This window comes from Exiguobacterium aurantiacum DSM 6208 (assembly GCF_000702585.1).
In the GTDB taxonomy this organism is placed as follows: domain Bacteria; phylum Bacillota; class Bacilli; order Exiguobacteriales; family Exiguobacteriaceae; genus Exiguobacterium; species Exiguobacterium aurantiacum.
The window spans coordinates 1,582,360-1,606,472 of the sequence record NZ_JNIQ01000001.1; the positions used below are offsets into that span (position 1 = coordinate 1,582,360).

The 24,113-nt window shown below is 53.2% G+C and carries 23 protein-coding genes; 22 read left to right on the forward strand and 1 reads right to left on the reverse strand.

What is annotated here, in order from left to right; all coding sequences use genetic code 11:
* The first annotated feature begins 49 nt into the window (after positions 1-49).
* From P398_RS0108320 to P398_RS0108405, 18 genes are all read left to right on the forward strand, one after another.
* Positions 50-562 (forward strand): NfeD family protein, encoded by a 513-nt coding sequence (locus tag P398_RS0108320; RefSeq protein ID WP_024371438.1) that lies wholly within the window; start codon positions 50-52, stop codon positions 560-562.
* On the forward strand, positions 559-1,542 hold the full coding sequence (gene floA, locus P398_RS0108325; RefSeq protein WP_024371439.1) for a flotillin-like protein FloA: 984 nt from the start codon (positions 559-561) through the stop codon (positions 1,540-1,542). Before P398_RS0108320 ends, floA begins: the two co-directional genes overlap by 4 nt.
* A 5-nt stretch (positions 1,543-1,547) precedes the next feature.
* Positions 1,548-1,997 (forward strand): hypothetical protein, encoded by a 450-nt coding sequence (locus P398_RS0108330; RefSeq protein ID WP_024371440.1) that lies wholly within the window; start codon positions 1,548-1,550, stop codon positions 1,995-1,997.
* A 186-nt stretch (positions 1,998-2,183) separates the two neighbouring features.
* A complete protein-coding gene (locus P398_RS0108335) occupies positions 2,184-3,140 on the forward strand; it encodes a PhoH family protein (RefSeq protein ID WP_029334746.1) in 957 nt (318 codons plus the stop codon).
* Between the two features lie 17 nt (positions 3,141-3,157).
* Entirely contained in the window at positions 3,158-5,239 is a 2,082-nt protein-coding gene (locus tag P398_RS0108340; RefSeq protein WP_029334747.1) for an HD family phosphohydrolase, read from the forward strand.
* A complete protein-coding gene (gene ybeY / locus P398_RS0108345) occupies positions 5,217-5,693 on the forward strand; it encodes an rRNA maturation RNase YbeY (RefSeq protein ID WP_029334748.1) in 477 nt (158 codons plus the stop codon). The genes P398_RS0108340 and ybeY overlap by 23 nt, the downstream gene beginning before the upstream one ends.
* The gene (locus P398_RS0108350; RefSeq protein ID WP_024371444.1) at positions 5,690-6,034 is read left to right on the forward strand and encodes a diacylglycerol kinase family protein; all 345 of its coding nucleotides are present in this window, start codon (positions 5,690-5,692) and stop codon (positions 6,032-6,034) included. The genes ybeY and P398_RS0108350 overlap by 4 nt, the downstream gene beginning before the upstream one ends.
* A 43-nt stretch (positions 6,035-6,077) precedes the next feature.
* Positions 6,078-6,986 carry a GTPase Era gene (era, locus tag P398_RS0108355; protein ID WP_024371445.1) on the forward strand — a complete coding sequence of 303 codons (909 nt, stop codon included), beginning with the start codon at positions 6,078-6,080 and terminating at the stop codon, positions 6,984-6,986.
* Between the two features lie 3 nt (positions 6,987-6,989).
* Complete coding sequence (gene recO, locus P398_RS0108360) at positions 6,990-7,739, forward strand: DNA repair protein RecO (protein ID WP_029334749.1); 750 nt, start codon at positions 6,990-6,992, stop codon at positions 7,737-7,739.
* 290 nt (positions 7,740-8,029) lie between these two features.
* Positions 8,030-8,923, forward strand: a complete 894-nt coding sequence (glyQ, locus tag P398_RS0108365; protein WP_369793398.1) for a glycine--tRNA ligase subunit alpha — start codon at positions 8,030-8,032, stop codon at positions 8,921-8,923.
* Positions 8,916-10,970, forward strand: a complete 2,055-nt coding sequence (gene glyS / locus P398_RS0108370; protein WP_029334750.1) for a glycine--tRNA ligase subunit beta — start codon at positions 8,916-8,918, stop codon at positions 10,968-10,970. The genes glyQ and glyS overlap by 8 nt, the downstream gene beginning before the upstream one ends.
* A gap of 21 nt (positions 10,971-10,991) precedes the next feature.
* The gene (locus P398_RS0108375) at positions 10,992-11,621 is read left to right on the forward strand and encodes a helix-turn-helix transcriptional regulator (protein ID WP_024371449.1); all 630 of its coding nucleotides are present in this window, start codon (positions 10,992-10,994) and stop codon (positions 11,619-11,621) included.
* Positions 11,608-12,441, forward strand: coding sequence for a pyruvate, water dikinase regulatory protein (locus P398_RS0108380; protein WP_024371450.1), 834 nt, complete (start codon positions 11,608-11,610; stop codon positions 12,439-12,441). Before P398_RS0108375 ends, P398_RS0108380 begins: the two co-directional genes overlap by 14 nt.
* 120 nt (positions 12,442-12,561) lie before the next feature.
* Entirely contained in the window at positions 12,562-14,379 is a 1,818-nt protein-coding gene (gene dnaG, locus P398_RS0108385; protein ID WP_029334751.1) for a DNA primase, read from the forward strand.
* 35 nt (positions 14,380-14,414) lie between these two features.
* Complete coding sequence (gene rpoD / locus P398_RS0108390) at positions 14,415-15,509, forward strand: RNA polymerase sigma factor RpoD (protein ID WP_024371452.1); 1,095 nt, start codon at positions 14,415-14,417, stop codon at positions 15,507-15,509.
* A 132-nt stretch (positions 15,510-15,641) separates the two neighbouring features.
* Positions 15,642-15,980 (forward strand): cytochrome c550, encoded by a 339-nt coding sequence (cccA, locus tag P398_RS0108395; protein ID WP_024371453.1) that lies wholly within the window; start codon positions 15,642-15,644, stop codon positions 15,978-15,980.
* A 102-nt stretch (positions 15,981-16,082) separates the two neighbouring features.
* On the forward strand, positions 16,083-16,799 hold the full coding sequence (locus P398_RS0108400; RefSeq protein WP_034799060.1) for a tRNA (adenine(22)-N(1))-methyltransferase: 717 nt from the start codon (positions 16,083-16,085) through the stop codon (positions 16,797-16,799).
* The gene (locus P398_RS0108405) at positions 16,799-17,911 is read left to right on the forward strand and encodes a Nif3-like dinuclear metal center hexameric protein (RefSeq protein ID WP_029334753.1); all 1,113 of its coding nucleotides are present in this window, start codon (positions 16,799-16,801) and stop codon (positions 17,909-17,911) included. Before P398_RS0108400 ends, P398_RS0108405 begins: the two co-directional genes overlap by 1 nt.
* Before the next feature lie 42 nt (positions 17,912-17,953).
* Here P398_RS0108405 and P398_RS0108410 read toward each other — a convergent pair whose 3' ends face one another.
* A complete protein-coding gene (locus P398_RS0108410; RefSeq protein WP_024371456.1) occupies positions 17,954-18,907 on the reverse strand; it encodes a 4-hydroxy-3-methylbut-2-enyl diphosphate reductase in 954 nt (317 codons plus the stop codon).
* Positions 18,908-19,027: 120 nt separating this feature from the next.
* On the opposite strand from P398_RS0108410, the gene P398_RS0108415 reads away from it, so the two are divergent.
* The 4 genes from P398_RS0108415 to P398_RS0108430 all read left to right on the forward strand — a co-directional run bounded on the left by P398_RS0108415 (position 19,028) and on the right by P398_RS0108430 (position 24,112).
* Positions 19,028-20,791 (forward strand): sensor histidine kinase, encoded by a 1,764-nt coding sequence (locus tag P398_RS0108415; RefSeq protein ID WP_024371457.1) that lies wholly within the window; start codon positions 19,028-19,030, stop codon positions 20,789-20,791.
* On the forward strand, positions 20,788-21,723 hold the full coding sequence (locus tag P398_RS0108420; protein WP_029334754.1) for a sugar ABC transporter substrate-binding protein: 936 nt from the start codon (positions 20,788-20,790) through the stop codon (positions 21,721-21,723). The genes P398_RS0108415 and P398_RS0108420 overlap by 4 nt, the downstream gene beginning before the upstream one ends.
* 61 nt (positions 21,724-21,784) lie before the next feature.
* Complete coding sequence (locus tag P398_RS0108425) at positions 21,785-23,128, forward strand: DEAD/DEAH box helicase (protein ID WP_024371459.1); 1,344 nt, start codon at positions 21,785-21,787, stop codon at positions 23,126-23,128.
* An 81-nt stretch (positions 23,129-23,209) separates the two neighbouring features.
* Positions 23,210-24,112, forward strand: coding sequence for a deoxyribonuclease IV (locus tag P398_RS0108430; RefSeq protein ID WP_029334756.1), 903 nt, complete (start codon positions 23,210-23,212; stop codon positions 24,110-24,112).
* Position 24,113 lies beyond the last annotated feature (1 nt).

Consider the following 24,113-nt stretch of genomic DNA (forward strand, 5'->3'; position numbering starts at 1 on the left):
ACACTAGAGATAAGAGGTAGCTTTTTATTTGGAAGGGGGTAGCAATACGATGACATTTGGTCTCGGAGTGATTCTGACAGTTTTTTTCGTCGGAGTCGTCCTTCTTGGAATTGAAGTGTTCGTTGCCGGTTTTGGATTGTTTGGAGTGCTTGGTATAGGGGCGGTCGTCGCCAGTCTGATTATGGCAGGCGCCACGATCGGCCAGCTGTGGCTATCGCTCGGTTTGGCCACGGCCATCGTTGCCGGACTTGGATTTTGGGCGTACCGACGTTTGCAGTCGAATCGGTCGCTCATGTACAAGGGCTTGATTTTGACGGACTCGACGTCGTCAGAAAAAGGGTACTTGTCACACGCTGACAAACAAAGTTTGCTCGGTAAGGTCGGCGTCACGTTGACACCACTTCGTCCAGCGGGTACCGCTGAGATTGAAGGAGAACGAATCGATGTCGTGACAGAGGGTAGCTATCTCGATCAACAAACTAAAATTCAGGTGTATAAAGTGGATTCAGGACGCGTCGTCGTCCGAAGCTTTGTAGAGCCGAAGGAGGATGTAACAGAATGACACCAGAACTATTGACCACGTTACTCATCTCAGGTGGAGGTTTGATTGCCCTAGCGGTATTCTTCACGTTCGTACCGGTAGGATTATGGATTAGCTCGTTCGCGGCAGGCGTCCACGTCTCGATTTTCACGCTCGTCGGGATGCGTCTCCGTCGCGTCGTCCCATCAAAAATCGTCAACCCGCTCATTAAAGCAGTTAAGGCCGGTATCGGATTAAACACGAACCAGCTCGAGAGTCACTTTCTTGCTGGTGGTAACGTCGACCGAGTCGTCAACGCGTTGATCGCGGCTCACCGCGCCAACATTGAATTAACGTTTGAGCGGGCGGCAGCCATCGACCTCGCAGGTCGTAACGTGCTAGAAGCCGTTCAAATGTCGGTCAATCCGAAAGTGATTGAGACGCCGTTCATCGCCGGTGTGGCGATGGATGGGATTGAAGTGAAAGCGAAAGCTCGGATCACAGTACGTGCCAACATCGACCGCCTCGTCGGTGGTGCCGGTGAAGAGACGATTATCGCCCGTGTCGGTGAAGGTGTCGTCTCGACGATCGGTTCGCAGCACAACCATAAACACGTTCTCGAAAACCCAGACTTGATTTCGCGTACGGTGTTGACGAAAGGTCTCGATTCAGGAACAGCGTTCGAAATTCTCTCGATCGACATCGCGGACATCGATATCGGTAAAAACATCGGTGCGGTGCTTCAAACGGACCAAGCCGAAGCCGACAAAAAGATTGCCCAAGCGAAAGCGGAAGAGCGCCGCGCGATGGCAATCGCTCGCGAACAAGAGATGAAATCGTCGGTTGAAGAGATGCGCGCGAAAGTTGTCGCGGCCGAAGCCGAAGTACCGCTCGCGATGGCCGAGGCACTCCGCCACGGCAAGCTCGGCGTTATGGACTACGTCAACTACTTGAACGTCCAAGCCGATACAGACATGCGCAAAGCGATCGGTCACCCAGTCGAATCTGACAATAGAGAGTAATCGATATGGATGGATTATGGATCTTACTTCTCGCCGCATTCGGGATCGCCTCGGCGGTTATGAAACGGATAGAGAAATCATCGTCGACGACGGGAGAACGTCCGCCGAGTTCGGACTTGAAACGTTATCTCGATACGGTCGGCGATATGATGAAAGAAGTGGAAGGTTCGCTTGACGAGCCGAAACAAGGGCAGACGTTGCGTCGTCGTGTCGCGACCCCTGTCGAAAAACCGGCAGAAGGTCGCATGTTCGACCCAAACCGTCACGCCCCGAAGGCGCCAGAACGTTCACCAAAAGTGAGTTCGGAATTCGAGCAAACGGTGAAGATTCCATCGCTCACCGAAGTGGAACAGAAACGTCCGTCGCGGTCGCCGCGTATGTCGATGAATCAAGTGCGACAAGCGGTCATCTGGAGTGAAATCATTCAGCCACCGGTCTCAAAACGCCGACGCTGACTATGGCAGTGCCTGTCGAATCGCCTCACCGCGCTGGATTCTCAAATCTAGCCCGTCGAGGTCGGTTCTGACGGCCACTGCTTTTTTGTCTGTTCGAAAAGACGGTCTTTCTTTCACGGACGGCTTGATAGTGCTAAAGTAAAGAAGGAACAAACTATTCAAGAGGGGGACTACATTCCATTGATTATGACTGATAAAATTCCGTTCGTCATGGAACATGCGAACGAAGCGCAAGCACTCCTCGGTCCAAAAGATGAAGTGTTTGAAGCCATCGAAGCAGAACTTTCTGTCGCTTTGACACCTCGGGGAGAAGAGTTGATCATTCAAGCAGATTCAGCGGACACGCTCGAGTTGACAAAGACCGTCATCAAGACGTTGCAGCAACTCGTTAAAAAAGGGGCTCGTCTGAACGAGAGCGATGCGATCAGCGTCATTCAACATATTAAAGTCGGTAAAGGAGACGAGCTGATCGAGCATTATGAGCGCGTCGTCTTCACGACGAATAAAGGGAAACCGATTCGAGCGAAGACGGTCGGACAAAGCCGTTACGTCCGCGCCATCGAAAGGCACGACCTCGTATTTGGGATCGGTCCGGCCGGCACGGGGAAAACGTATCTGGCCGTCGTTTTGGCGGTTCGGGCGTTGAAAGAAGGTCAAGTGAAACGAATCATTTTGACTCGGCCGGCCGTCGAGGCTGGAGAGAACTTAGGCTTCTTGCCAGGCGACTTGAAAGAGAAAGTCGATCCATATTTGCGTCCGCTTTATGACGCCTTGTTTGACGTGTACGGGGTTGAACAGACGAACCGCCTGCTCGAGCGCGGGACGATCGAAGTCGCACCGCTCGCCTATATGCGGGGACGGACGCTAGAAGACGCGTTCGTCATTTTAGATGAGGCGCAGAACACGACGAAAGAACAGATGAAGATGTTTTTGACCCGGCTCGGTTTCGGGTCGAAAATGGTCGTCACCGGCGACTTGACGCAAGTCGACTTGCCGAAAGGAAAAGCGTCAGGACTGCAAGAGGCGTTACGTTTGCTTGAAGGGGTCGATGGGATTCATTTCGAACACTTCACGGCCTCCGACGTCGTTCGTCATCCGCTCGTGAAAAAAATCATTAACGCCTATAGCACAGATATCACATGACGAAAGGGGGGGCGCTGATGCAGCAAGCACGTCACTGGACGGTCGCGACGATTTCTATCGTCTTCTTCCTCATCCTTGGAGCGATATTATACTTTACAGTGCGCCCGTCCATCATTAGTGTCGAACCGCTCGGCATCGCGGAACAAGACATCCGTTCGCCGATCACGATCGAAGACCGGGTGGCGACCGAACGGTTGAGGCAAGAAGCGACGAACGCCGTCGGCAGTCAGTTCTCGCTCCGTCGCGAGTTCGCCGATCAACAAATCGCGAAAGTCGAACAACTTTTCGCGGCGTTTGAGAATACCGATGACGAGACGGAGTTATCCGAGATCAAAAACCGGCTCAATTCGACAGAAGCGAACGGGTTTCTCCGTGACGATGAGTTGGGGGCGTTGTTGCAAGCCAACGAGAACACACGACGCACCGTCGAGGACGTCACGGTGACGGCGCTTCAAGAAGTGATGGCCAATCGGATCGAGACGAGTTCAGAATCGATTGCCGACGCTCGGGACCGTGCGGCCACGGTCGTCGACCAGTCTCCGCTCTCACTCGAGTTCCGGACGATCGCAAAGAGTTTAAGCGATCAACTGATCGTCCCGAACTATGTGTTCGACTCGGAAGCGACGCGACAAAAAGAGCAAGAAGCGGTCGATGCCGTCGACCCGGTCATCATTCAAGAAGGACAGCTTCTCGTCAACCAAGGAGAAGTCGTCACGCGTGAGATTTATCGTAAGCTCGAGTTGACGGGGGCGATCGACCCGAACCGCTCGTTTGCGCCTCTGTTCGGGGCGTACTTGTTGAGTGGGTTATTGACGGCCGGTTTCTTGTTCATGCTCATCCGCTCGAAGATTCAACAGTTGTTGCTGCGACCTAAAATATTGATTACCGTATATGGGCTGCTCTTGTTTCAATTAGGTCTCTTTTTCGGGGTCGGCTATGTCGGGCTGGAATTTACGACATACGCCTACGTCCTCGCACCGACGGCGTTCGTCGTGTTGCTACTACGGATTTTGGTTGATGAACGGGTCGCGCTCGCTTCGGCGCTCATCACGATGGTGGCTGGGGCCATCGTCGTCAGTTATGGGCAAAATACGAGTTTCATGACGGTCGTTTATTTTGCGGCCGGCAGCTTCCTCGCCGTCTTTTTGGTCGAACCGAAGATCCAGCGAAAGCGGCTCTTCTTGTCGGGCGTGTTGCTCGGCATCATCAACATCATCATGGTGCTCGCCTTGTTGTTCTTACGAAACACGCAAGTGACATGGGAGATGGCTGCTTACCTTTCTGGTTTCGCGGTCGTGAGCGCGCTATTATCGATTGTGCTCACGTTCGGCTTCTTGCCGTTCCTCGAACCGTGGTTCGGAGTCCTCTCATCCGGTCGCCTCGTCGAACTGATGAGTCCGACCCATCCGCTCCTGCGGAAGTTGTTGATGGAGGCTCCGGGTACGTACCACCACAGCATGATGGTCGCCAACTTGGCCGAGTCAGCGTGTGAGGCGATTGGGGCCGATGGCTTGCTAGCCCGCGTGGCGAGTTATTATCACGACCTTGGCAAGACCGAACGCCCGCTTCATTTCATCGAGAATCAGCAGAACGGGGTCAACCCCCACGATCGTCTCACCCCGGAAGAGTCGGCCGATATCATCATGGCCCACCCGTATGACGGGGCCGATCTTCTTCGGCGCTATAAGCTGCCGCAAGAGATTATTGACATCGCCGAACAACATCACGGCACGTCACTGCTGAAGTTCTTCTACGTCAAAGCAAAAGAGACACGAGATATCTCGGAGTCACGTTTCCGCTATCCGGGACCGAAGCCGCAAACGCGCGAGGCGGCCGTCGTCATGATCGTCGACTCGATTGAGGCCGCGGTCCGGTCACAAAAACAACCGACACCCGATCGCATCCGCCAGCTCGTCAACGGTATCATTCGTGATAAGCTGCAAGATGGTCAGTTTGAAGATTGTGATTTGACGACGAAAGAAGTATGGCGTGTCGGTGAGAGTGCTTGTGAGACGTTAACCGGCCTTTTCCATGAACGCATCGAATATCCAGAACTAAAGAAAGAAGGCGACATCCATGCAAATCATCTCGAACGATGAACATGAGCTATTGACGAGCGCACAACGCGAGCTTGTCGAAGCGATTTTAGTCCACGCCGCGAAAGAAGAAGACGTCGAGGAACCGAGTGAACTCTCGGTCACGTTCTTGACGAACGATTTGATTCAAGAAATCAACCGGGACTGGCGCGGCAAAGATGTCCCGACAGACGTGATCAGTTTCGCGTTCGATGAGATGGGGGAAGACGAGATGGATTTCTTGCTCGACGAAGACGAGCCACGTCTTCTCGGCGATCTCGTCATTTCGGTCGAACGTTGCCGGGAACAAGCGGCGGACTACGGTCACTCGTTTGAACGCGAGCTCGGTTTCTTGGCGATTCACGGTTTTTTGCACCTCCTCGGTTACGACCATATGACGCCGGAAGATGAGGCGGAAATGACCGCACGGCAAGAAGAAGTGCTCGCGCACTTTGAGCTGAAACGAGGCGAGGTGTGAGACCGTTTTGGTTCGCCGTGCAAGGGATCTTGCACGCGGCGCGGACCGAGCGGAACATGCGGATTCATCTCATAGCGAGCCTCCTCGTCGGTATTTTCGCCATCTGGCTCGAGACGACTTCGATGGAGAATTTATTGCTGTTTGGTTGGATCATTCTCGTCATTTCGCTAGAATTATTGAATACGGCTGTCGAACGGACGGTCGACCTTGTGACGAGCGACGTGAAACCACTCGCCAAACAAGCGAAAGACGTGGCCGCCGGTGCCGTTCTCATCGCCTCGTTCGGCGCGGCCGTGACGGCACTCGTCATTTTTTTACCGTATCTTCTCGCGCTCGTGTGAACGGGCGCGTTCTCAGTCAAGACAATTAGAAAGCAGGTGCACTATGTATCAAGAAGATTTTAAATCAGGTTTCGTCTCGATTATCGGTCGCCCGAACGTCGGGAAATCAACATTTTTAAACCGTGTCATCGGACAAAAGATTGCGATCATGTCAGACAAGCCGCAAACGACTCGAAATAAAGTACAAGGCGTTTACACGACAGATGATGCCCAAATTATCTTTATCGATACGCCGGGGATTCACAAACCGAAGCACCGTCTCGGTGACTTCATGATGAAAGTCGCGACGAACGCTTTGCGTGAAGTCGACGCCATCCTGTTCATGGTAAACGTGACGGAACCGCGCGGTGCGGGAGACGATTTCATCATCGAGAAGTTAAAAGGTCTCGATACCCCAATCGTCCTCGTCATGAACAAGATTGACATGATTCACCCGGATGAGATCCCGGCGGTCATTGAGCAGTATAAAGACAAATTAGACTTTGCCGCATACGTGCCTATCTCGGCGCTACAGGGCAACAACGTCGAACCACTCATCGGCGAAATTAAGAAGTTGCTCCCGGAAGGCCCGATGTACTACCCGGCCGACCAAGTGACCGATCATCCGGAACGGTTCATCATTTCCGAACTGATTCGCGAAAAAGTACTCCATAAGACACGTGATGAAGTACCGCATTCGATCGCGGTCGCCATCGAATCGATCAAGAAGCGGAAAGACTCGGAAATGATCGACGTCGAAGCCGTCATCATGGTCGAGCGGGATTCGCAAAAAGGAATCGTCATCGGTAAAAAAGGGACGATGCTTCGTGAGATCGGTACGGAAGCCCGTCAAGACATCGAGATGCTCCTCGGTACGAAAGTGTACTTGAACCTTTGGGTGAAAGTACAAAAAGATTGGCGTAATAAGATGGGTCAGCTTCGCGACCTGGGCTTCCGCGACGACGAGTATTGAGCCATGTTGCAAAAAGTCACCGGCATCGTTGTCCGTACCGTCAATTACGGTGAATCGAACAAAGTCGTGACACTGTTCACCGAAGAGCTCGGGAAAGTCGCCGTCATGGCCCGAGGTGCGAAAAAACCGGGCAGTCGGCTCCATGCATCGAGTCAACCGTTCGTCGAGGCGGTCTACATCTTTCCGGCGAGCCGGGGACTCGGACAGTTGAAGTCGTCCGATGTCATCACGTCTTATCCGGAAGTTCGGAAAGATGTGGACCGGATGGCATATGCGATGTACTTGCTCGAACTCGTCGATCGCACCGTTGAGGACCGCGTCCCGAACCGGGCGCTCTACCGGGTGTTGAATGATGCGCTCCAGGCACTGAACGCCGGAATGGATCCGGACGTGATCACCCATCACTTTGAATTGCGGATCCTCCACTTGCTCGGCGTCGCCCCGGTATTGACCGGATGCATCCGCTGTAACGACGTGACCGACCCGATGTACTTCTCGGTGACGGCCGGCGGTTTTCTTTGCTCGCGCCATAACGAGGAAGGCTCGATTCGGATGAGTGAACGGCTGGCGAAACTCCTGTACTGGATGAGCCGTCATGAGCTTTCCGAGTTCACGAACGTTCCGCTCACGAAAGAGACGCGCCTGCTCCTCAGGCAGCTGTTTGATGCGTACATGGACTCATATAGCGGTTTGCGTCTGAAGACGAAGCGGGTGCTCGAACAAATGCAGCGACTTCACTTGAACGATGATTGACTTTTTCGACAAGATTCGATACCATAACTTACGATTAGACAAATGAAATAGCGTGCGCAATGAAGGAAATGAGTAACTTTTCAACGATGGATTCAGCGAGTTCGGGCAGGTGGGAGCCGAGCACCATGTGAAAAGTGAATGGCGATTCTGGAGCGCCCACAATCCAAAGAGTGGCCTCGAAGTTGAGGCAAGTAGGGTGGAACCGCGGGTAATCCCGTCCCTATGTGCATGGCACATAGGGGCGTTTTTTGTCGTTTTAATACTTTTGGAGGTGTCAACATATGAAACATATGACCGTGCAAGAAATTATTCTCACGCTGCAAAATTTCTGGGCGTCGAAAGGTTGCCTGACGATGCAGGCGTACGATGTCGAAAAAGGGGCCGGGACGATGAACCCGATGACGTTTTTACGAAGCCTCGGACCAGAACCATGGAACGTCTGCTACACGGAGCCGTCACGTCGTCCGGCGGATGGACGTTACGGGGAAAACCCGAACCGTCTCTACCAACACCATCAGTTCCAAGTCATCATGAAGCCGTCACCAAACAACATCCAAGAACTTTACTTGGAAAGCTTGGAGCTCATCGGCATCAACCCACTTGAGCATGATATCCGTTTCGTCGAAGACAACTGGGAGAACCCGACGTTCGGCGCAGCCGGTCTCGGCTGGGAAGTATGGCTCAACGGGATGGAAATCACTCAGTTCACGTACTTCCAACAAGTCGGAGGCATCGAGTGCGACCCGATCGCCGTCGAGATCACATACGGTCTTGAGCGTCTCGCCTCGTACATTCAAGAAGTCGAGAGCGTGTTCGACCTCGTCTGGACGGACGGGTTCAAATATGGCGACATCTTCTATCAGCCGGAGTTCGAACATTCGAAGTATACGTTCGAACTGTCAGACGTCGATATGTTGTTCACGCTGTTTGACACGTACGAAAAAGAAGCGAAGCGCGCCCTTGACGAGAACCTCGTCTTCCCGGCGTATGACTATATCCTTAAATGCTCGCACACGTTCAACCTTCTCGATGCGAAAGGCGCGATCTCGGTGACGGAACGGACCGGGTTTATCCAACGCGTCCGTAACATGTCCCGTGCATGTGCGGCCAAATTTATCGAAGAGCGGGAACGTCTCGGCTTCCCACTCCTTAATCAAGAGAAAGCAGGTGCCCTTGATGCGTGACCTTTTACTAGAAATCGGACTTGAAGAATTGCCAGCCCAATACGTACTTCGTTCAGAAAAACAATTGGCAGAACGGGTGACTGCGTTCTTGACGGACGCCCGTGTCAACTTCGGCGATGTGACTGTCTATTCGACGCCACGCCGTCTCGCCGTACTCGTTCACGACGTCGAAGAGAAACAGCAAGATTTGACGGAGACACTCCGTGGACCGGCGAAGAAGATCGCCCAAGACGCAGAAGGCAACTGGTCGAAAGCGGCCGCCGGATTCGCACGTGGGCGTGGCCTCACTGTAGAAGACCTTTACTTCGCTGAAGAGAAAGGTGTCGAGTACGTATTTGCCGACCGTCATGAGTCAGGTCAATCGACGATGAGCCTGCTCGCTGGGCTTGAACATGTCGTCCGCGGCATGACGTTCCCGAAAAATATGAAGTGGGGCACGAGCAGCCTGCGCTATATGCGCCCGATTCGTTGGCTCATCGCTTTGTTCGGGGATGACCAAATCGATTTCGAAATTGAAGGCGTCAAGACGGGCAACGTCACACGCGGCCATCGTTTCTTAAGTAAAGGGAACGTGACGATCACGTCACCTCGCGCCTATGCCGAGACGCTCGAACGTGAATTCGTCGTCGCTTCGTACGAAGACCGACGCGAGCGGATCGTAAGTCAAATCGAGTCGCTTGCGATTAATCAGGGATGGACGGTTCCGCTCGATGGTTCGCTGCTTGAAGAAGTGACAAACCTCGTCGAATGGCCGACAGCTTTGTTCGGTGAGTTCGATGCGAGTTACCTCGACCTTCCGGAAGAAGTATTGATCACGACGATGAAAGAACATCAGCGTTACTTCCCGGTCTACGTGGAAGAGACGTTGAAAAACTATTTTGTGACCGTTCGCAACGGGAACGCCGATCATCTCGAAAACGTCGCCCGTGGGAACGAGAAAGTGATTCGGGCTCGCCTCGCCGATGCCGTCTTCTTCTACGAGGAAGACAAGAAGACGAACATCGATGATCAGCTCGTTCGTCTCGACCGCATCGTCTTCCATGAAAAACTCGGAACGACAGGGGATAAAGTCCGTCGTGTCGAGCAACTCGCGCTCGAGCTCGCACCGCTCTTTAAAGCGGACGAAACGAAAGTCGCCCGGGCCGGAAAGATCCATAAGTTCGACCTCGTCAGTCAGATGGTATATGAATTTACAGAACTTCAAGGCATCATGGGAGAAAAATACGCGTTAATGCACGGTGAAGACAAAGAAGTCGCTGCCGCGATCCGTGAGCATTACATGCCGCGTTTTGCCGGAGACGAGTCCCCGGCGACCGCAACCGGTGCCACACTCGCCCTTGCCGATAAACTCGATTCGATTGCCGCCTTCTTTGGCATCGGTATGATTCCGAGCGGTTCGCAAGACCCGTTCGCGTTGCGTCGCCAAGCACAAGGAGTCGTTCAAATTCTTGGGGATTGGAACATTGAACACCCGTTGGACGCTATCTTGTCACAAGTTGTCGAATCTCAGCTTCAAGCAGGACTTTATGATGCCGATAAAGAACAAGTCAAGGCGCAACTGAACGATTTCTTCTCACTACGTTTGAAGTATCGCCTCCAAGAGCGCCAAGTCCGTTACGACGTCATTGACGCTGTCCTGTCGACGGGCCTCGCGGTCAACCGTCTAGACGCTCGTGCTGAGGCGGTGCAGGCGCTCGTGTCAAACGACGCGAAAGCGTTGATTGAACAGTTGACACGAGTCGGCAATATCGCTAAAAAAGGAGAAAGTGGACCTGTCGATCCAGCGTTGTTCGAGAATGATGCGGAAAAAGCGCTTCATGACGCAGCGGAAACGACACTCGAAGCGACACATAACGCGGTGGATCGAGGCGATTACGTCCAAGCGATCGTGTCACTGCGGGCGCTAGAACAACCGATCAGCGCTTACTTTGAAAATACGATGGTCATGAGTGATGTAGATGCCGTTCGGATGAATCGTCTTCATGAGATGAAACGGCTTGCCGCGGCGATCGAACGCGTCGCCGACTTCAACGCACTCGTGCTTTGACCAAAATAGAGGGGGTTGGCTATGCAGCTGAATGAACGCCAACAGAAAATCATCGAGATCGTGAAAGGGAATGGACCGATCACGGGCGAACAAATCGCCCAGGAGCTGTCGCTCACCCGAGCGACACTCCGTCCGGACCTCGCCATTCTGACGATGACTGGCATACTAGAAGCTAGACCGCGTGTCGGCTATACGTTCGTCGGCAAACGGAACTCATCGATGCTCCGCGAAAAACTGGATTCGTTGAAGGTCGGCGACTTCATGTCGTCGGCAAAAGTCGTCAGTGATGAGATGACCGTCTATGATGCGGTCGTCACACTGTTTTTAGAAGATGTCGGCTCTTTGTTCGTCGTCGGAAAAGACAGTGAGCTCGTCGGTGTGTTGTCCCGGAAAGATTTGCTTCGCGCCGCAATTGGAAATCAAGACCTCGATCAATTGCCGGTCAACGTCATCATGACGCGCATGCCGAATATCACGGTGTGCGAAAAAAGCGAGACGCTCATTCGGGCCGGGATGAAGTTGATCGAGAAACAGATCGATGCGATGCCGGTCGTTGAAGAGAAAGAGGGCAAACTCATCGTCCTCGGCCGCATGACGAAGACGAACATGACGAAAGTGTTGATCGCTCTCGCCAATGATGAATCTTTCTGAGGAGGAACCAGGTTTGACAAAAAAACAACTCGTGTTTGTCGTGAGTGACTCGGTCGGAGAAACGTGTGAACTCGTCGTCCGGGCCGCGAGCATCCAATTCCATGAAAATGCCATCGAGACGTTGCGCATCCCTTTCGTCGAGGATGAACAGACGATTCACGATGTCGTCACTCAAGCGAGAGCACAAGGGGCGATCATCGCCTTCACACTCGTCAACGAGGACCACCGGACGTTGATCATCAACCTCGGCCGCGAGCACGGGGTGAAGACGGTCGATTTACTCGGTGACTTGCTCGACGTCCTGTCGGGCGAGCTTCAAGAGAGTCCTCGTGAGAAACCAGGCCTCATCTATCGACTCGACGACGATTATTTCCGGAAAATCGAGGCGATGGAATTCGCGGTCAAATACGATGACGGTCGAGACCCGCGCGGGTTGAAGAAGGCCGACATCGTGCTCGTCGGTGTCTCACGCACCTCGAAGACCCCGTTATCTCAATACTTGGCCTTGAAACGGTTTAAAGTCGCGAACGTCCCGCTCGTGCCCGAGTCACGCCCGCCGGAAGAGTTGTTCGAACTGCCACCGGAACGGTGCGTCGGCTTGATCATCTCGCCGGACAAGTTGATCTCGATTCGGATGGAGCGATTGAAATCGCTCGGTTTGAAACCAGAGGCCGACTATGCCCAACTGGAGCGGATCAACCGGGAACTCGAGTATGCGAAAGGCATTTACGAACGGATCGGATGCGAAGTGATCGACGTGACGAACAAGGCGGTCGAAGAGACAGCTGGTATCATCTTGCGTCACCTTGAGCAATCGTGACGCGTCGAGCACTCGTATTAGTAATCGATGTCTTGAAACGGTATAATAGAGTACTGACATTACATTGAAACGGAACGTGAGAAGCGTTCCGTTTCGTTGCGAGTTTGGAAGTGGGGAGTGGTGGAGTTGCCACGGATACCGGATGAAGTCATTGCAGAAGTAAAACAAGCGACGGATATCGTCGACTTGATCAGTGAACGTGTCGAACTGAAGAAACAAGGACACCGTCTGGTCGGGCTTTGCCCGTTTCACTCGGAGAACAGTCCGTCCTTCTCGGTCTCACCTGAGAAAGGGATGTACCATTGTTTCGGGTGCGGTGCGGGCGGGAACGTGTTCACGTTCGTGATGGAGACGGAAGGGTTATCGTTTCCCGAGACGATCGAACGTCTCGCCACCCGGGCGAACATCGCCATCGAAGGCGGGGTCGCCGGGGACGAACAGTTAACGCAGGACCAGCTAGTCCGTAAACAGATGCGCGACGCCCATCGCGTCGTCGCCGAACTCTACTATGAAGTGCTGATGAAGACCGAGGCAGGTGAGGTCGGGTTAACGTATTTACGGGATCGTGGTCTAACCGAGACGACGATCACGCAATACAAGATCGGTTATGCGCCTGATCAACGACGCTTCACCGTCGATTCTCTTGAACGAAGAGGGTTTGATCTCGAGGTGATGGTCGAGGCCGGGCTGATCTCGAAGTCAAGGGCCGGTGAATACTTTGACCGGTTCGAAGGCCGGGTCGTCTTTCCGATTGCGGATCGAGACGGCACGATTGTCGGATTCAGTGGTCGGGCGATCGATGAACGTAAACCGAAATATGTGAATACGTCAGACACGCCCCTCTTTAACAAGAGCGAGCTGTTGTTTGGTTTTCCGCAGGCGCGTGCGACGATGCGCAAACAAAAGCGCGTCTTCCTTGTGGAAGGGAACGTCGACGTCCTCCAAGTCGCACAAGCCGGGACGAACGAAGTCGTCGCCTCGCTCGGAACCGCCTTCTCGGCCGGACATGCCCGCGCGTTGTCACGGATGGTCGATGAGGTCATCATTTGCTATGATGGCGACGACGCCGGGCAAGCGGCGACTTTGAAAGTCGTGCGCCTGCTCGAGGCGTATCCGCTCGATGTTCAGGTGCTCATGCTGCCTGAAAAGACGGACCCGGACGATTATATCCGGACGAACGGAGCGGAGCAGTGGCAGCGCTTTGTCGATTCGGAACGGCTCTCCGTGCTCGATTTCATGAACCGGACGCTCCGGCGCGGGAAAAACATGAATCGGGAAGGAGAACGGATTCGCTTTATTGAATCTATGCTTGAGGAAATCAGTAAAACTGACAATTCGATTCGCCGCGACTTGTATATAAAGAAATTGGCCGATGAATTCGAGATTCCGGTCGATACGTTATTATCTCGGATGCCGAGGACTGTCTCGAGAGAAGCAGTGCCTCAGCCCGTGCGCGAACCGGAACCGGTACGCCGCCGCTCCTCTAAAGCGAATGAACCGCGCTACGTGAAAGCTGAAAAACTGTTGTTACGGGCGATGCTCAGTGGGCCGGAACGCGTGCGTTACGTTCGCGACCGGCTCGGCCTATCTTACCAAGATGAAGTCCATCGGATGTTGGCGACCGCCCTTTATGAGGTCGTCTCTGAAGAGATGACGCTCGACGAGTTCGAGCAGGTCGTGCCGCCCTTCATGGAGCGACATTGCAACGAACGCCCCGAGTATGCGAATCGCTATGCGGAAGTCCGACTCATGTCTGCGCCGGACGAGCTGGGCGAAGAGGTTTTAGATGAATACATTAAGGTCATAAACTGTTATGAGGAACAGCGTCAAATCGAACGGGCGAAAAGGGAAATCGCACACGATGCCGAAAGTATTGTAGACCAGGCATCCAAGTTGCAAGAGTTGATTAACCGAAGTCGCCGTCTACGCGAACGATGAGCGTCAAGGAAGTTTGGAAGGAGTTGAACTGCTAGATGGCAGAGAAGAAAAAAGAGGATTTATTTAACGCCATAGAGGAACTCGAGAAATTAGGGAAGAAAAAAGGCGTCGTATCTATGCAAGAAATCCAAGACCGCCTCAGCCACTTCGAGGTGGATTCAGACTTTATCGATAACTTCATTGAAGATTTGGAAGGCAAGGATATCCGTGTAACCGAGGATGCAGCCGATGCCGAAGAGACGCCGACAAAAAAAGAGGACGAAGAGGTCGATTTGAACGACTTGTCAGTCCCGCCAGGCATTAAAATCAATGACCCGGTCCGTATGTATTTGAAAGAGATCGGCCGCGTCGATTTGCTGAGTGCCAAGGACGAGACAGAGCTCGCGAAACGTATCGAACAAGGTGATGAGGAAGCGAAGAAACGTCTCGCCGAGGCGAACCTTCGTCTCGTCGTATCGATCGCGAAGCGTTATGTCGGCCGTGGTATGCTCTTCCTTGATTTGATTCAAGAAGGGAACATGGGTCTCATCAAAGCGGTCGAGAAGTTCGACTACATGAAAGGGTTCAAATTCTCGACGTACGCGACATGGTGGATCCGTCAAGCGATCACACGCGCCATCGCGGACCAGGCCCGGACGATTCGGATCCCGGTTCACATGGTCGAGACGATCAACAAATTGATTCGGGTTCAACGTCAGTTGCTACAAGACCTCGGTCGAGAGCCTGCACCTGAAGAAATCGCCAAAGAGATGGAATTGACACCTGAAAAAGTCCGGGAGATCCTCAAGATCGCCCAAGAGCCGGTATCGCTCGAGACACCGATCGGTGAAGAAGACGATTCGCACCTCGGAGACTTCATTGAAGACCAAGATGCGATGGCGCCTCAAGACGCGGCCGCCTACGAGTTGCTCAAAGAACAGCTCGAAGACGTGCTCGACACGTTGACGGATCGAGAAGAAAACGTTCTCCGTCTCCGGTTCGGACTCGATGACGGTCGGACGCGTACGCTCGAAGAAGTCGGTAAGGTGTTCGGCGTCACTCGTGAACGGATTCGCCAAATCGAGGCGAAGGCGTTACGGAAGTTGCGTCACCCGAGCCGTTCGAAACGATTAAAAGATTTCCTCGATTAATCGTGTTTTTGAATAAAATGTGAAGTTTTAGAAGAAAGGAAGGAAAATGAGTGATTTTCCTTCCTTCTTTATTATTTTTTGAGTAAAATAGTGATGGGTAGAAATTTGGAATGAACATGAGGGGGAAATACAATGCGTAATCCATTGTTACCGTTTGCTGCGATTGCGATCGTCGCGATCATTGCCATGGTCTCATTATCGTATTTTGGCGTGAACCAAGCGCAACAAGCTGCAGAAGGTCCGGCTGTCACAGAGATGAATCCGGAAGATTTGTATGCTGCTCAAGGCTGCGCCGGATGCCACGGTGGGAACCTTGAAGGTGGCGTCGGCCCGGCACTTACAGGTGTAGGGGAACGCTTGTCGGCAGACGAGATCACGAACATCATCATCAATGGTAAAGGTTCGATGCCAGGCGGACTTGCGTCGGCTGAAGAGGCAGACATTCTCACGACGTGGTTGCTCGAACAATAATAAGGTGACGTACTCTCGCATAGGCGAGGGTACGTTTTTTGTTGTCCGCCTCCTCAATTTTCGTTAACCTAAGAGAGAAGTAGTCAAAAAGGAGTTGTCCCCATGCAAGAAAAAGTAACGTTAGACCGTCGACTCAAACAAGTCGTCGACTTTATCCCACCAGGCAGCATTCTCGCCGATATCGGCTCTGACCATGCGTACGTGCCTTGTTACCTCGTCCAACACGGGATCGTCGAACGTGCCATCGCCGGCGAAGTGAACCGAGGACCGATGGAAGCGGCCCAGGCGCAAGTCGCGTTGATCGGAGCGACGGACAAGATTGACGTGCGGCTCGGTGACGGGCTGGCCGTCCTCGAAGCCGATGAGGCCACGTGCATCTCGATTTGTGGGATGGGTGGAAGTTTGATCCGTTCGATTCTCAAAGCCGGACGGAGTAAGTTAGGCGCGGTCGAGCGTCTCGTTTTACAGCCGAACGTCGATGGTGAGCACGTGCGGGAATGGTTGCTCGAGGCAGGTTACGAGCTTGTCGACGAACGAATCGTCGAGGAGAACGATAAAGTGTATGAGATTTTAGTCGGAGAGCGCGGGACGGAGACGCGGTATAGTGAAGACGAGACAGAGCGCAAATGGCAGCTTTTATTCGGTCCGTTCCTTCTTGAGCGTCGCCCGGAGCCGTTCAAATTGAAGTGGGGCCGAGAGGCGGACAAGTTGGACTACGTGCTCGGGCAGATGGCCGCAGGTGAACAGACACCGGCATTACTCGAAAAGCGACGGACGTTCGAGACGTTACGCGACAAGATGAGAGAGGTGAGCGAATAATGGCAAACGGTAACCATATCATTCAACTGTTCGAACAATTCGCACCGAAGCATTTGGCGGTCGAAGGCGATAAAATCGGTCTGCAAATCGGTTCACTCAACAAACCGGTCCGCCGGGTCATGGTCACCCTTGATGTGTTGGAACCGGTCGTCGATGAGGCGATTGAGAAAGAGATCGATTTAATTATCGCCCACCATCCGCCCATCTTCAGCGCGCTCAATCAAGTGAACGACCAGAGCGCGGCCGGCCGCATCGTTATGAAATGTATCCAGCACGATATCGCTGTTTACGTCGCGCATACAAACTTGGACGTGTGTGAGGGCGGGGTCAACGATTGGATGAGCGACGCACTCGGACTGCTCGAACCCGAGGTGCTCGTTCCGACATATGAAGAACCGGTATACAAACTGTCGGTCTTCGTCCCGGTGACACATCGGGCCGCCGTGTCTGAAGCGTTAGGGAAAGCTGGTGCCGGCCGTATCGGCAACTACGGCGATTGCCAATTCACAGTGACAGGGAAAGGACAGTTCACGCCGCTTGAGGGTTCTGACCCGTACCTCGGCCAAGCCGGTAAAACGGAGCGAGTCGATGAAGTGAAGATCGAGACGGTCGTGACCGAAAGTAAGAAGAAGCGTGTCATCAAAGCGATGACGGAAGCGCACCCTTACGAGGAAGTCGCCCATGACGTGATACGAGATGAGATTGCCGGGCATACGTTCGGCCTCGGTCGAATCGGTCGACTCGAGAAACCGATGACGCTCGCTCAGTTCTCGGAACATGTCAAGACGAGCTTCGGTGTCGAAGGGGTACGAGTCGTCGGCGACGAGGAGCGTCTGATTGAAAAAGTTGCCGTCCTCGGCGGCGATGGGAACAAATACGTCTCGACCGCCCACTTCAAAGGCGCGGACGCTTACGTGACCGGCGACCTTTATTTCCACGTGGCCCACGATGCGATGGCGCTCGGTCTTTCTGTCGTCGACCCGGGCCATCACGTCGAGAGCGTCATGAAACAAGGTGTCGTCGACGTGCTGCGTCAGAAGTTTGACCACGCTAAGCTAGATGTCGAATTGGTCGTATCGACGGCGAATACGAACCCGTTCCGGTTCAAATAAAAGCAAACAATCCCCGACCTGTCTCTAGGCCGGGGATTGTCGTCATTTGCGAAGCGCCTTCACTTTAGGAAGGATGCTGCGCAACTCGAGATATGGGGTTTTGTCGTGTGTGCTCAAGTCGAGCGGGTCATACTGGGTCAAGAAGTCGATCACTTTTTTCGTAATCGGGGTCGGAGTCGAGGCTCCGGACGTGACGGCGACTGTCTCGACTCCCTCGAGCCAAGCGAGGTCGAGTTCACTCAAGTCACCGATGCGGTAGGCGTTCGTCCCAGCGATCTCTTTCGACACTTGGGCGAGACGGTTCGAGTTGTTCGACTTCGGGTCGCCGACGACGATGAGCAACTCACAGTCACCGGCCTGTTCGGCGACGGCCTCTTGACGGACTTGGGTGGCGTTACAAATCTCATTATGCACTTCGACGTGCGGATATCGTTCTTGAATTTGTTCAATCAACGCCGAGACGTCCCATTGGCTCATCGTCGTCTGGTTCGTGACGAGAATGTTCGTCTCGTACAACCGGTCCGGCAATACTTCGAGGTCACGCTCGTACTGGACGAGATGGACCTTACCGGGAGCGACGCCCATCGCGCCTTCCGGCTCCGGATGCCCGTGTTTGCCGATATAGATGACTTCGTATCCGACCGCTGTCTTCTCGCGAATCAAGTCATGGGTGACGAGTACGTCAGGACACGACGCATCGACAATCGTCAGCCCTTTCTCGATCGCGCGTTTACGCACGAGTGGAGAGATGCCGTGGGCGGTGAAGACGACCGTTCCTTCGTCAATCGTCTCGAGCGCCTGCATGCGATCGTCCCCGTCGACCGTCTTGACGCCGAGGTCCTCGAACGCCTGCGTGACGTGACGGTTATGGACAATCATTCCGAGTATATGGATTGGCCGCGGTAAATCAGGGTTGGCCACAGCCTCGTTCGCTAATTTCATGGCATCAACGACACCATAACAATATCCGCGTGGGCTGATCTTTTTAATTTTCATTATGCGATGAACGCTCCTTTCGCGATGCTTTCATACGTATAAGTCTAACATTGTTTCGAAAATACGAAAAGAATTGCGTGTATTCATGCTATAATCTTAAGGTTGGAAAGGAGGGACACCGTGGAACGCTTGAGAACATTGCTTGAAGTTCGAAAATCGTACTTCTTTCAAATTACGTTTATCATCTTCATCATTTTAGGGCTCGTCATCTCATCTTTAGCGTTTTCGGCCGATCGTGTGACGGTGTCCCGAGCCGAAGAGTTGGCGCAACAACAGTTCGATTATGCGATAGACGGCAGTATCGAGAACATGGAGACACGACTCGGAAAGTTATATGAAGACCTCGTTTATCTCGGTGCCTATCTCGGCAACGAACCGTGGATCGAGGAACGGATTCGGACCGGGTATTTGAATCAGCGTACCGGGTTCACGTCCATCTTTTATTATAACCTTCAAGACGACGCGTTCACCTGGTACTCGCAACGCCAAGTGCCTGCGATGATGTTGAAGGCGGACCCTAAGTTCACGGACGTCATCACGTCAGGCGGTAATGACATTTATATGAGTGAACCGATCTCCATCTCAGGGGACGTCGGTACGTATTTATACGTGCCGGTGTTGGAAGATAACCGGCCGGTCGGATTGTTCGGCGGAAGTATCAGCGTGCTCAACTCCGACCTTTACCGGCGTGTCCTTGAGTCAGCGAACGATAACATGATCCTATATTTGTTGAACGAGCGCGGTGAGGTGCTATCGACCTCGTTCAACCTCGTCACGGATGCAGAGCGGCGCTTGTCACGTGAGGTCGTTGCAGCGGCGAGAGACAAAGACGCCCGCTCGATCATGAGCACGGATTCGGACGTCTATATGTATGAACCTGACGCCCGCGTCAATGGCTGGAGCGTGCTCGCCAAACATAGCACGGATTCTGTGTACGAGGCCGTGTACGCGACTAGATGGCAATACTTGCTCATCACGCTCGTCACATTTTTCTTGAGCATCCTCGTCGGGTTGCTCTTATCGAAAACGTTGACGAGTCCGCTCACCGAACTCGTTCAAAGCATTAAACGACAACAGTCACTTGAACCGATCCAACTCGAACGGACGGGCTCGAAAGAAGTGCAGACGTTGCTCGACACGTATAACGATTACTCAAGACGGATGGAGACATCGCGACGCGAACAATTGAGCCAACAACAGCTGTTGCTACAGCAAGAGAAACTCGCGTCGCTCGGACAGCTTGCTGCTGGAATCGCCCACGAGATCCGTAACCCGCTCACGCCGGTCCAAATCACGTTGCAAATGGTGAAGGAAGGACATAGCAGTCAAGAGATGCTCGACCTTGCGCTCTCGGAACTCGACCGGGCGAACCATTTGATCACGACGATGCTCACGCTTGCGAAACCCGATCAGTCAAGACGGGACGAAGAGTGGCTCGATATGGCCGAGTTTGCGAGCCGGCTCGAGTTTTTACTCGACGCCGAGTGTTACAAACGGGTCACGAACTGGGAGTTGATCGTGCCGAACGAGATGCCCCCGTTCTATTGCTCGAACGATATGCTCGTCCAAATCATTTACAACTTGTTCAAAAACGCCGTCGAGGCGGTCGACCCAAAAGGGGCCGACGGCAGTGTCACCGTGACGATCCTCTTCACGGAACGTGATTATCGTTTCCTGATCGAAGACAACGGTGTCGGCATGACGAAGTCGCAAGTGCAAGCGATTGGATCTGCGTTTTATACGACGAAAGAGAACGGGAACGGGCTCGGTCTTTACATGATCCGGGAGTACTTGAAGGCTGTGAACGGTACAATGGAAATTGAGAGTGTCGAAGGGGAAGGGACGGCTATGATGATCAAGATCCCGAGGCGGTCAGACGTATGAAGGGATTTCGCCATTATTGGCTTTGGTTGCCAATCGTATGGGCGATGACGATTTTACTCATCACGTCGATCCAACTTCCGGAGCAAAAGTCAAAAGACAATGAAGTCGGTTTCGTATTCGTCAGCGACAAGCACGAGCACGCCAATAAATTGTTGGCCGCTTTCGTCAGAACGGCCAACCAAAAAGGATTCATCCCTGTGCCGACGACGAGCGAGGATTCCCGTGTCCTCGAAAAAGAAAAACTTGATTCATTGATCGACCGCGGCGTCGAGGCGATCTTTGTGACGACACTCGATGAGACGTTCATCCGCCCGTCTCTAGAGCGGGCCGAACGCGAAGGCATTCCGATTATCGCCATCGACCGGATGATCGATCACGAGAGTGTCATCACATCCGTCGTCTCGGACAACATTGAAATCGGCCGAATGGCCGCGAACCATATCGCGGCCAAACACGCGGCGCTAGAACGTCCCATTCGCGTCGTGGAAGTAAGAGGGACGGCAAAAGTCCGCTCGACGATTGACCGGAGTCTCGGGTTAACCGAATACGACAAGGCTCATGACGATTTAGAAGTTGTTGCCTCCTTGACCGGCAACTTCGACACGTTCCAAGCCGAGATCGAGATGTCACGCTGGTTGAAAGAAGAGATACCGTTCGATGCCGTGTTCTCGCACAATGATGACAATACGTTCGGCGTCGTCCGTGCGCTCGAGAGCCATGGGTTGACGAAGAAGACGATCGTATCGGTCGATGGCGTCACAGAGATTTATCCGCTCATCCATAGCGGGAAAGTTGACGCGACGGTCGTGCAGTCCCCGAACGAAATGATCGAGGTCGGCTTTAAAGCGCTCGAACAACATTTAAATGGGAAAAAGATTTCCCGGTACTACTATTCGTCGAGCTATTTATATGAAGGGCTCGTAAAAGATTAATTGACAAATGATTAGATTCCGCTATGCTAGGAAAAGTGGAAAGAAACAGGAGGTGTATCGATTGAACAGCTTCCAACAGTTCAAATTGTTACCGTTTATCGTCGATGCCTTGACAGAAAAGCGCATCACAAAGCCAACCGACATTCAATCACGGATCATTCCAGCCGCGATGAATGGTCGTGACATCATCGGAAAATCACAGACCGGTACAGGGAAGACGCTTGCGTTTCTCTTGCCTATTTTAGAAGCAATCGATCCAAAAGAACAATCGGTCCAAGCAATCGTCGTCGCCCCGACGCGCGAACTCGCTTGGCAGATCCACGAAGAGTTGAAAACGCTCCTCGTCAAACAACCGGATTACATCAAATCGAGCTTGATCGTCGGCGGTACCGACCGCGAACGTCAAATCGAGCGCATGAAAAATCCACCGCAGCTCATTATCGGGACACCGGGACGTCTTCTTGACTTGATGAAAGTACAAGCGTTGTTCCCGCACAAAGTCACGCATTTCGTCGTCGATGAAGCCGATCAAATGCTCGACATGGGCTTCTTGCCAGAAGTCGACCGGATCGCCCAGTCGTTGCCGGAAAAACTTCAGACGATGGTCTTCTCGGCCACTATTCCAGAGAAGCTCGAACCGTTCTTGAAGAAGTATTTGCATGACCCGCGCTACGCAGAAGCGAGCGCCGAGCATCGTGTCGCACCGAAAATCAAGCACCACACGATCCCGGTACGCCATCGTGATCGCAAAGAACTGACGGTCGAAGTCGCCAAAGCGATCAATCCGTTCGTCTGTCTCGTGTTCACGAACACGAAACAAGAGGCGGACGAGCTTGAGTCGACGTTCCGTGAGGCTGGCCTCAACGTCGGGACACTTCATGGTGACATGCAGGCTCGTCGCCGGAAGCAAGCGATCAAAGATATTAACGACGCGAAGTATCAATACGTCATCGCGACCGACTTGGCTGCACGCGGCATTGATATTAAAGGTGTCTCACACGTCATCAACTTCGGCATCCCGAAAGACCTCGACTTCTACACGCACCGTGTCGGTCGGACGGGTCGCGCCGGGGCGACCGGTGAAGCGTACACGCTTTACGAAGATCACGAGAACGGTCCGATCAACCGTCTTGAAGAGCGCGGGTTCACGTTCACGCACGTTGACGTGCGAAACGGGTCACTCCAGCCGATCAAGACGCGCAAACGTCGTACGACAGACCGGAAGATGAAAGTTTCGCAGACGGCCCACAGCCGTATGGCCGGGGAAATCAAGAAGGCGAAGAAAAAAGTCAAACCGGGCTATAAGAAGAAGTTTAAGTATAAGTTGAAAGAGACGGCTTCACGTGAGCATATGCAAAGCCAGCGCCAAGAGCGCCGTGAAATCCGTAAAAAAAATAAGCGTTAAGCCAAAAGAAGAATCGACTTCGTGGAGTCGGTTCTTCTTTTTGTGTACACTGAAATGAGAAGATAAGAAGGGAAGATGACTATGTTAAAAATTGGTTCACACGTTTCAGTTTCCGGGAAAAAGATGCTGTTGGCCGGCAGTGAAGAGGCTGTCTCTTACGGGGCGACAACGATGATGGTATATACGGGTGCGCCCCAAAACACGCGGCGCAAACCGATTGAAGATTTAAATATCGAGGCCGCGCTCGCGCACATGGCCGCGCACGATATCGAAGAAATCGTCGTCCACGCCCCTTATATCATCAATTTGGGCAACACGACGAAACCAGAGACGTTCGAACTCGCCGTCTCATTTTTGGCTCAGGAAATTAAACGGGCCGAGGCGCTCAAAGTCGCCCGACACGTCGTATTACACCCGGGTGCCCATGTCGGGGCTGGAGAAGAAGTAGGGCTCGCCCGCATCATCGAAGGGTTGAACGAAGTGCTCACGGGTGACGAGACGGTCAACATCGCACTCGAGACGATGGCCGGTAAAGGGAGTGAGCTCGGCAAGACGTTTGAAGAACTTGCGACGATCATTGATGGTGTCACGCATAATGAGCGGTTATCGGTCTGCCTCGATACGTGTCACGTCCACGACGCCGGCTACGACCTCGTCGGTGATTTGGACGGTGTCATCGAGCAGTTCGACCGCATCGTCGGACTCGACCGGCTTGGTGTCATCCACGTCAACGACTCGAAAAACGTGCGCGGGGCGAAAAAAGACCGTCACGAGAACATTGGCTACGGCGAAATCGGGTTTGACGTCTTGAACCGAATCATTCACCACGAGGCGTTCGCGCATTTGCCGAAAATTTTAGAGACACCTTATATCCCGATCAGCGAGAAGACGAAAGTCGCACCATACAAACAAGAGATTGACATGTTCCGGGCAGGCGCGTTCGATGCCGAATGGCGGGAGCGTTTCACGCTCGCGCACCAGTAAA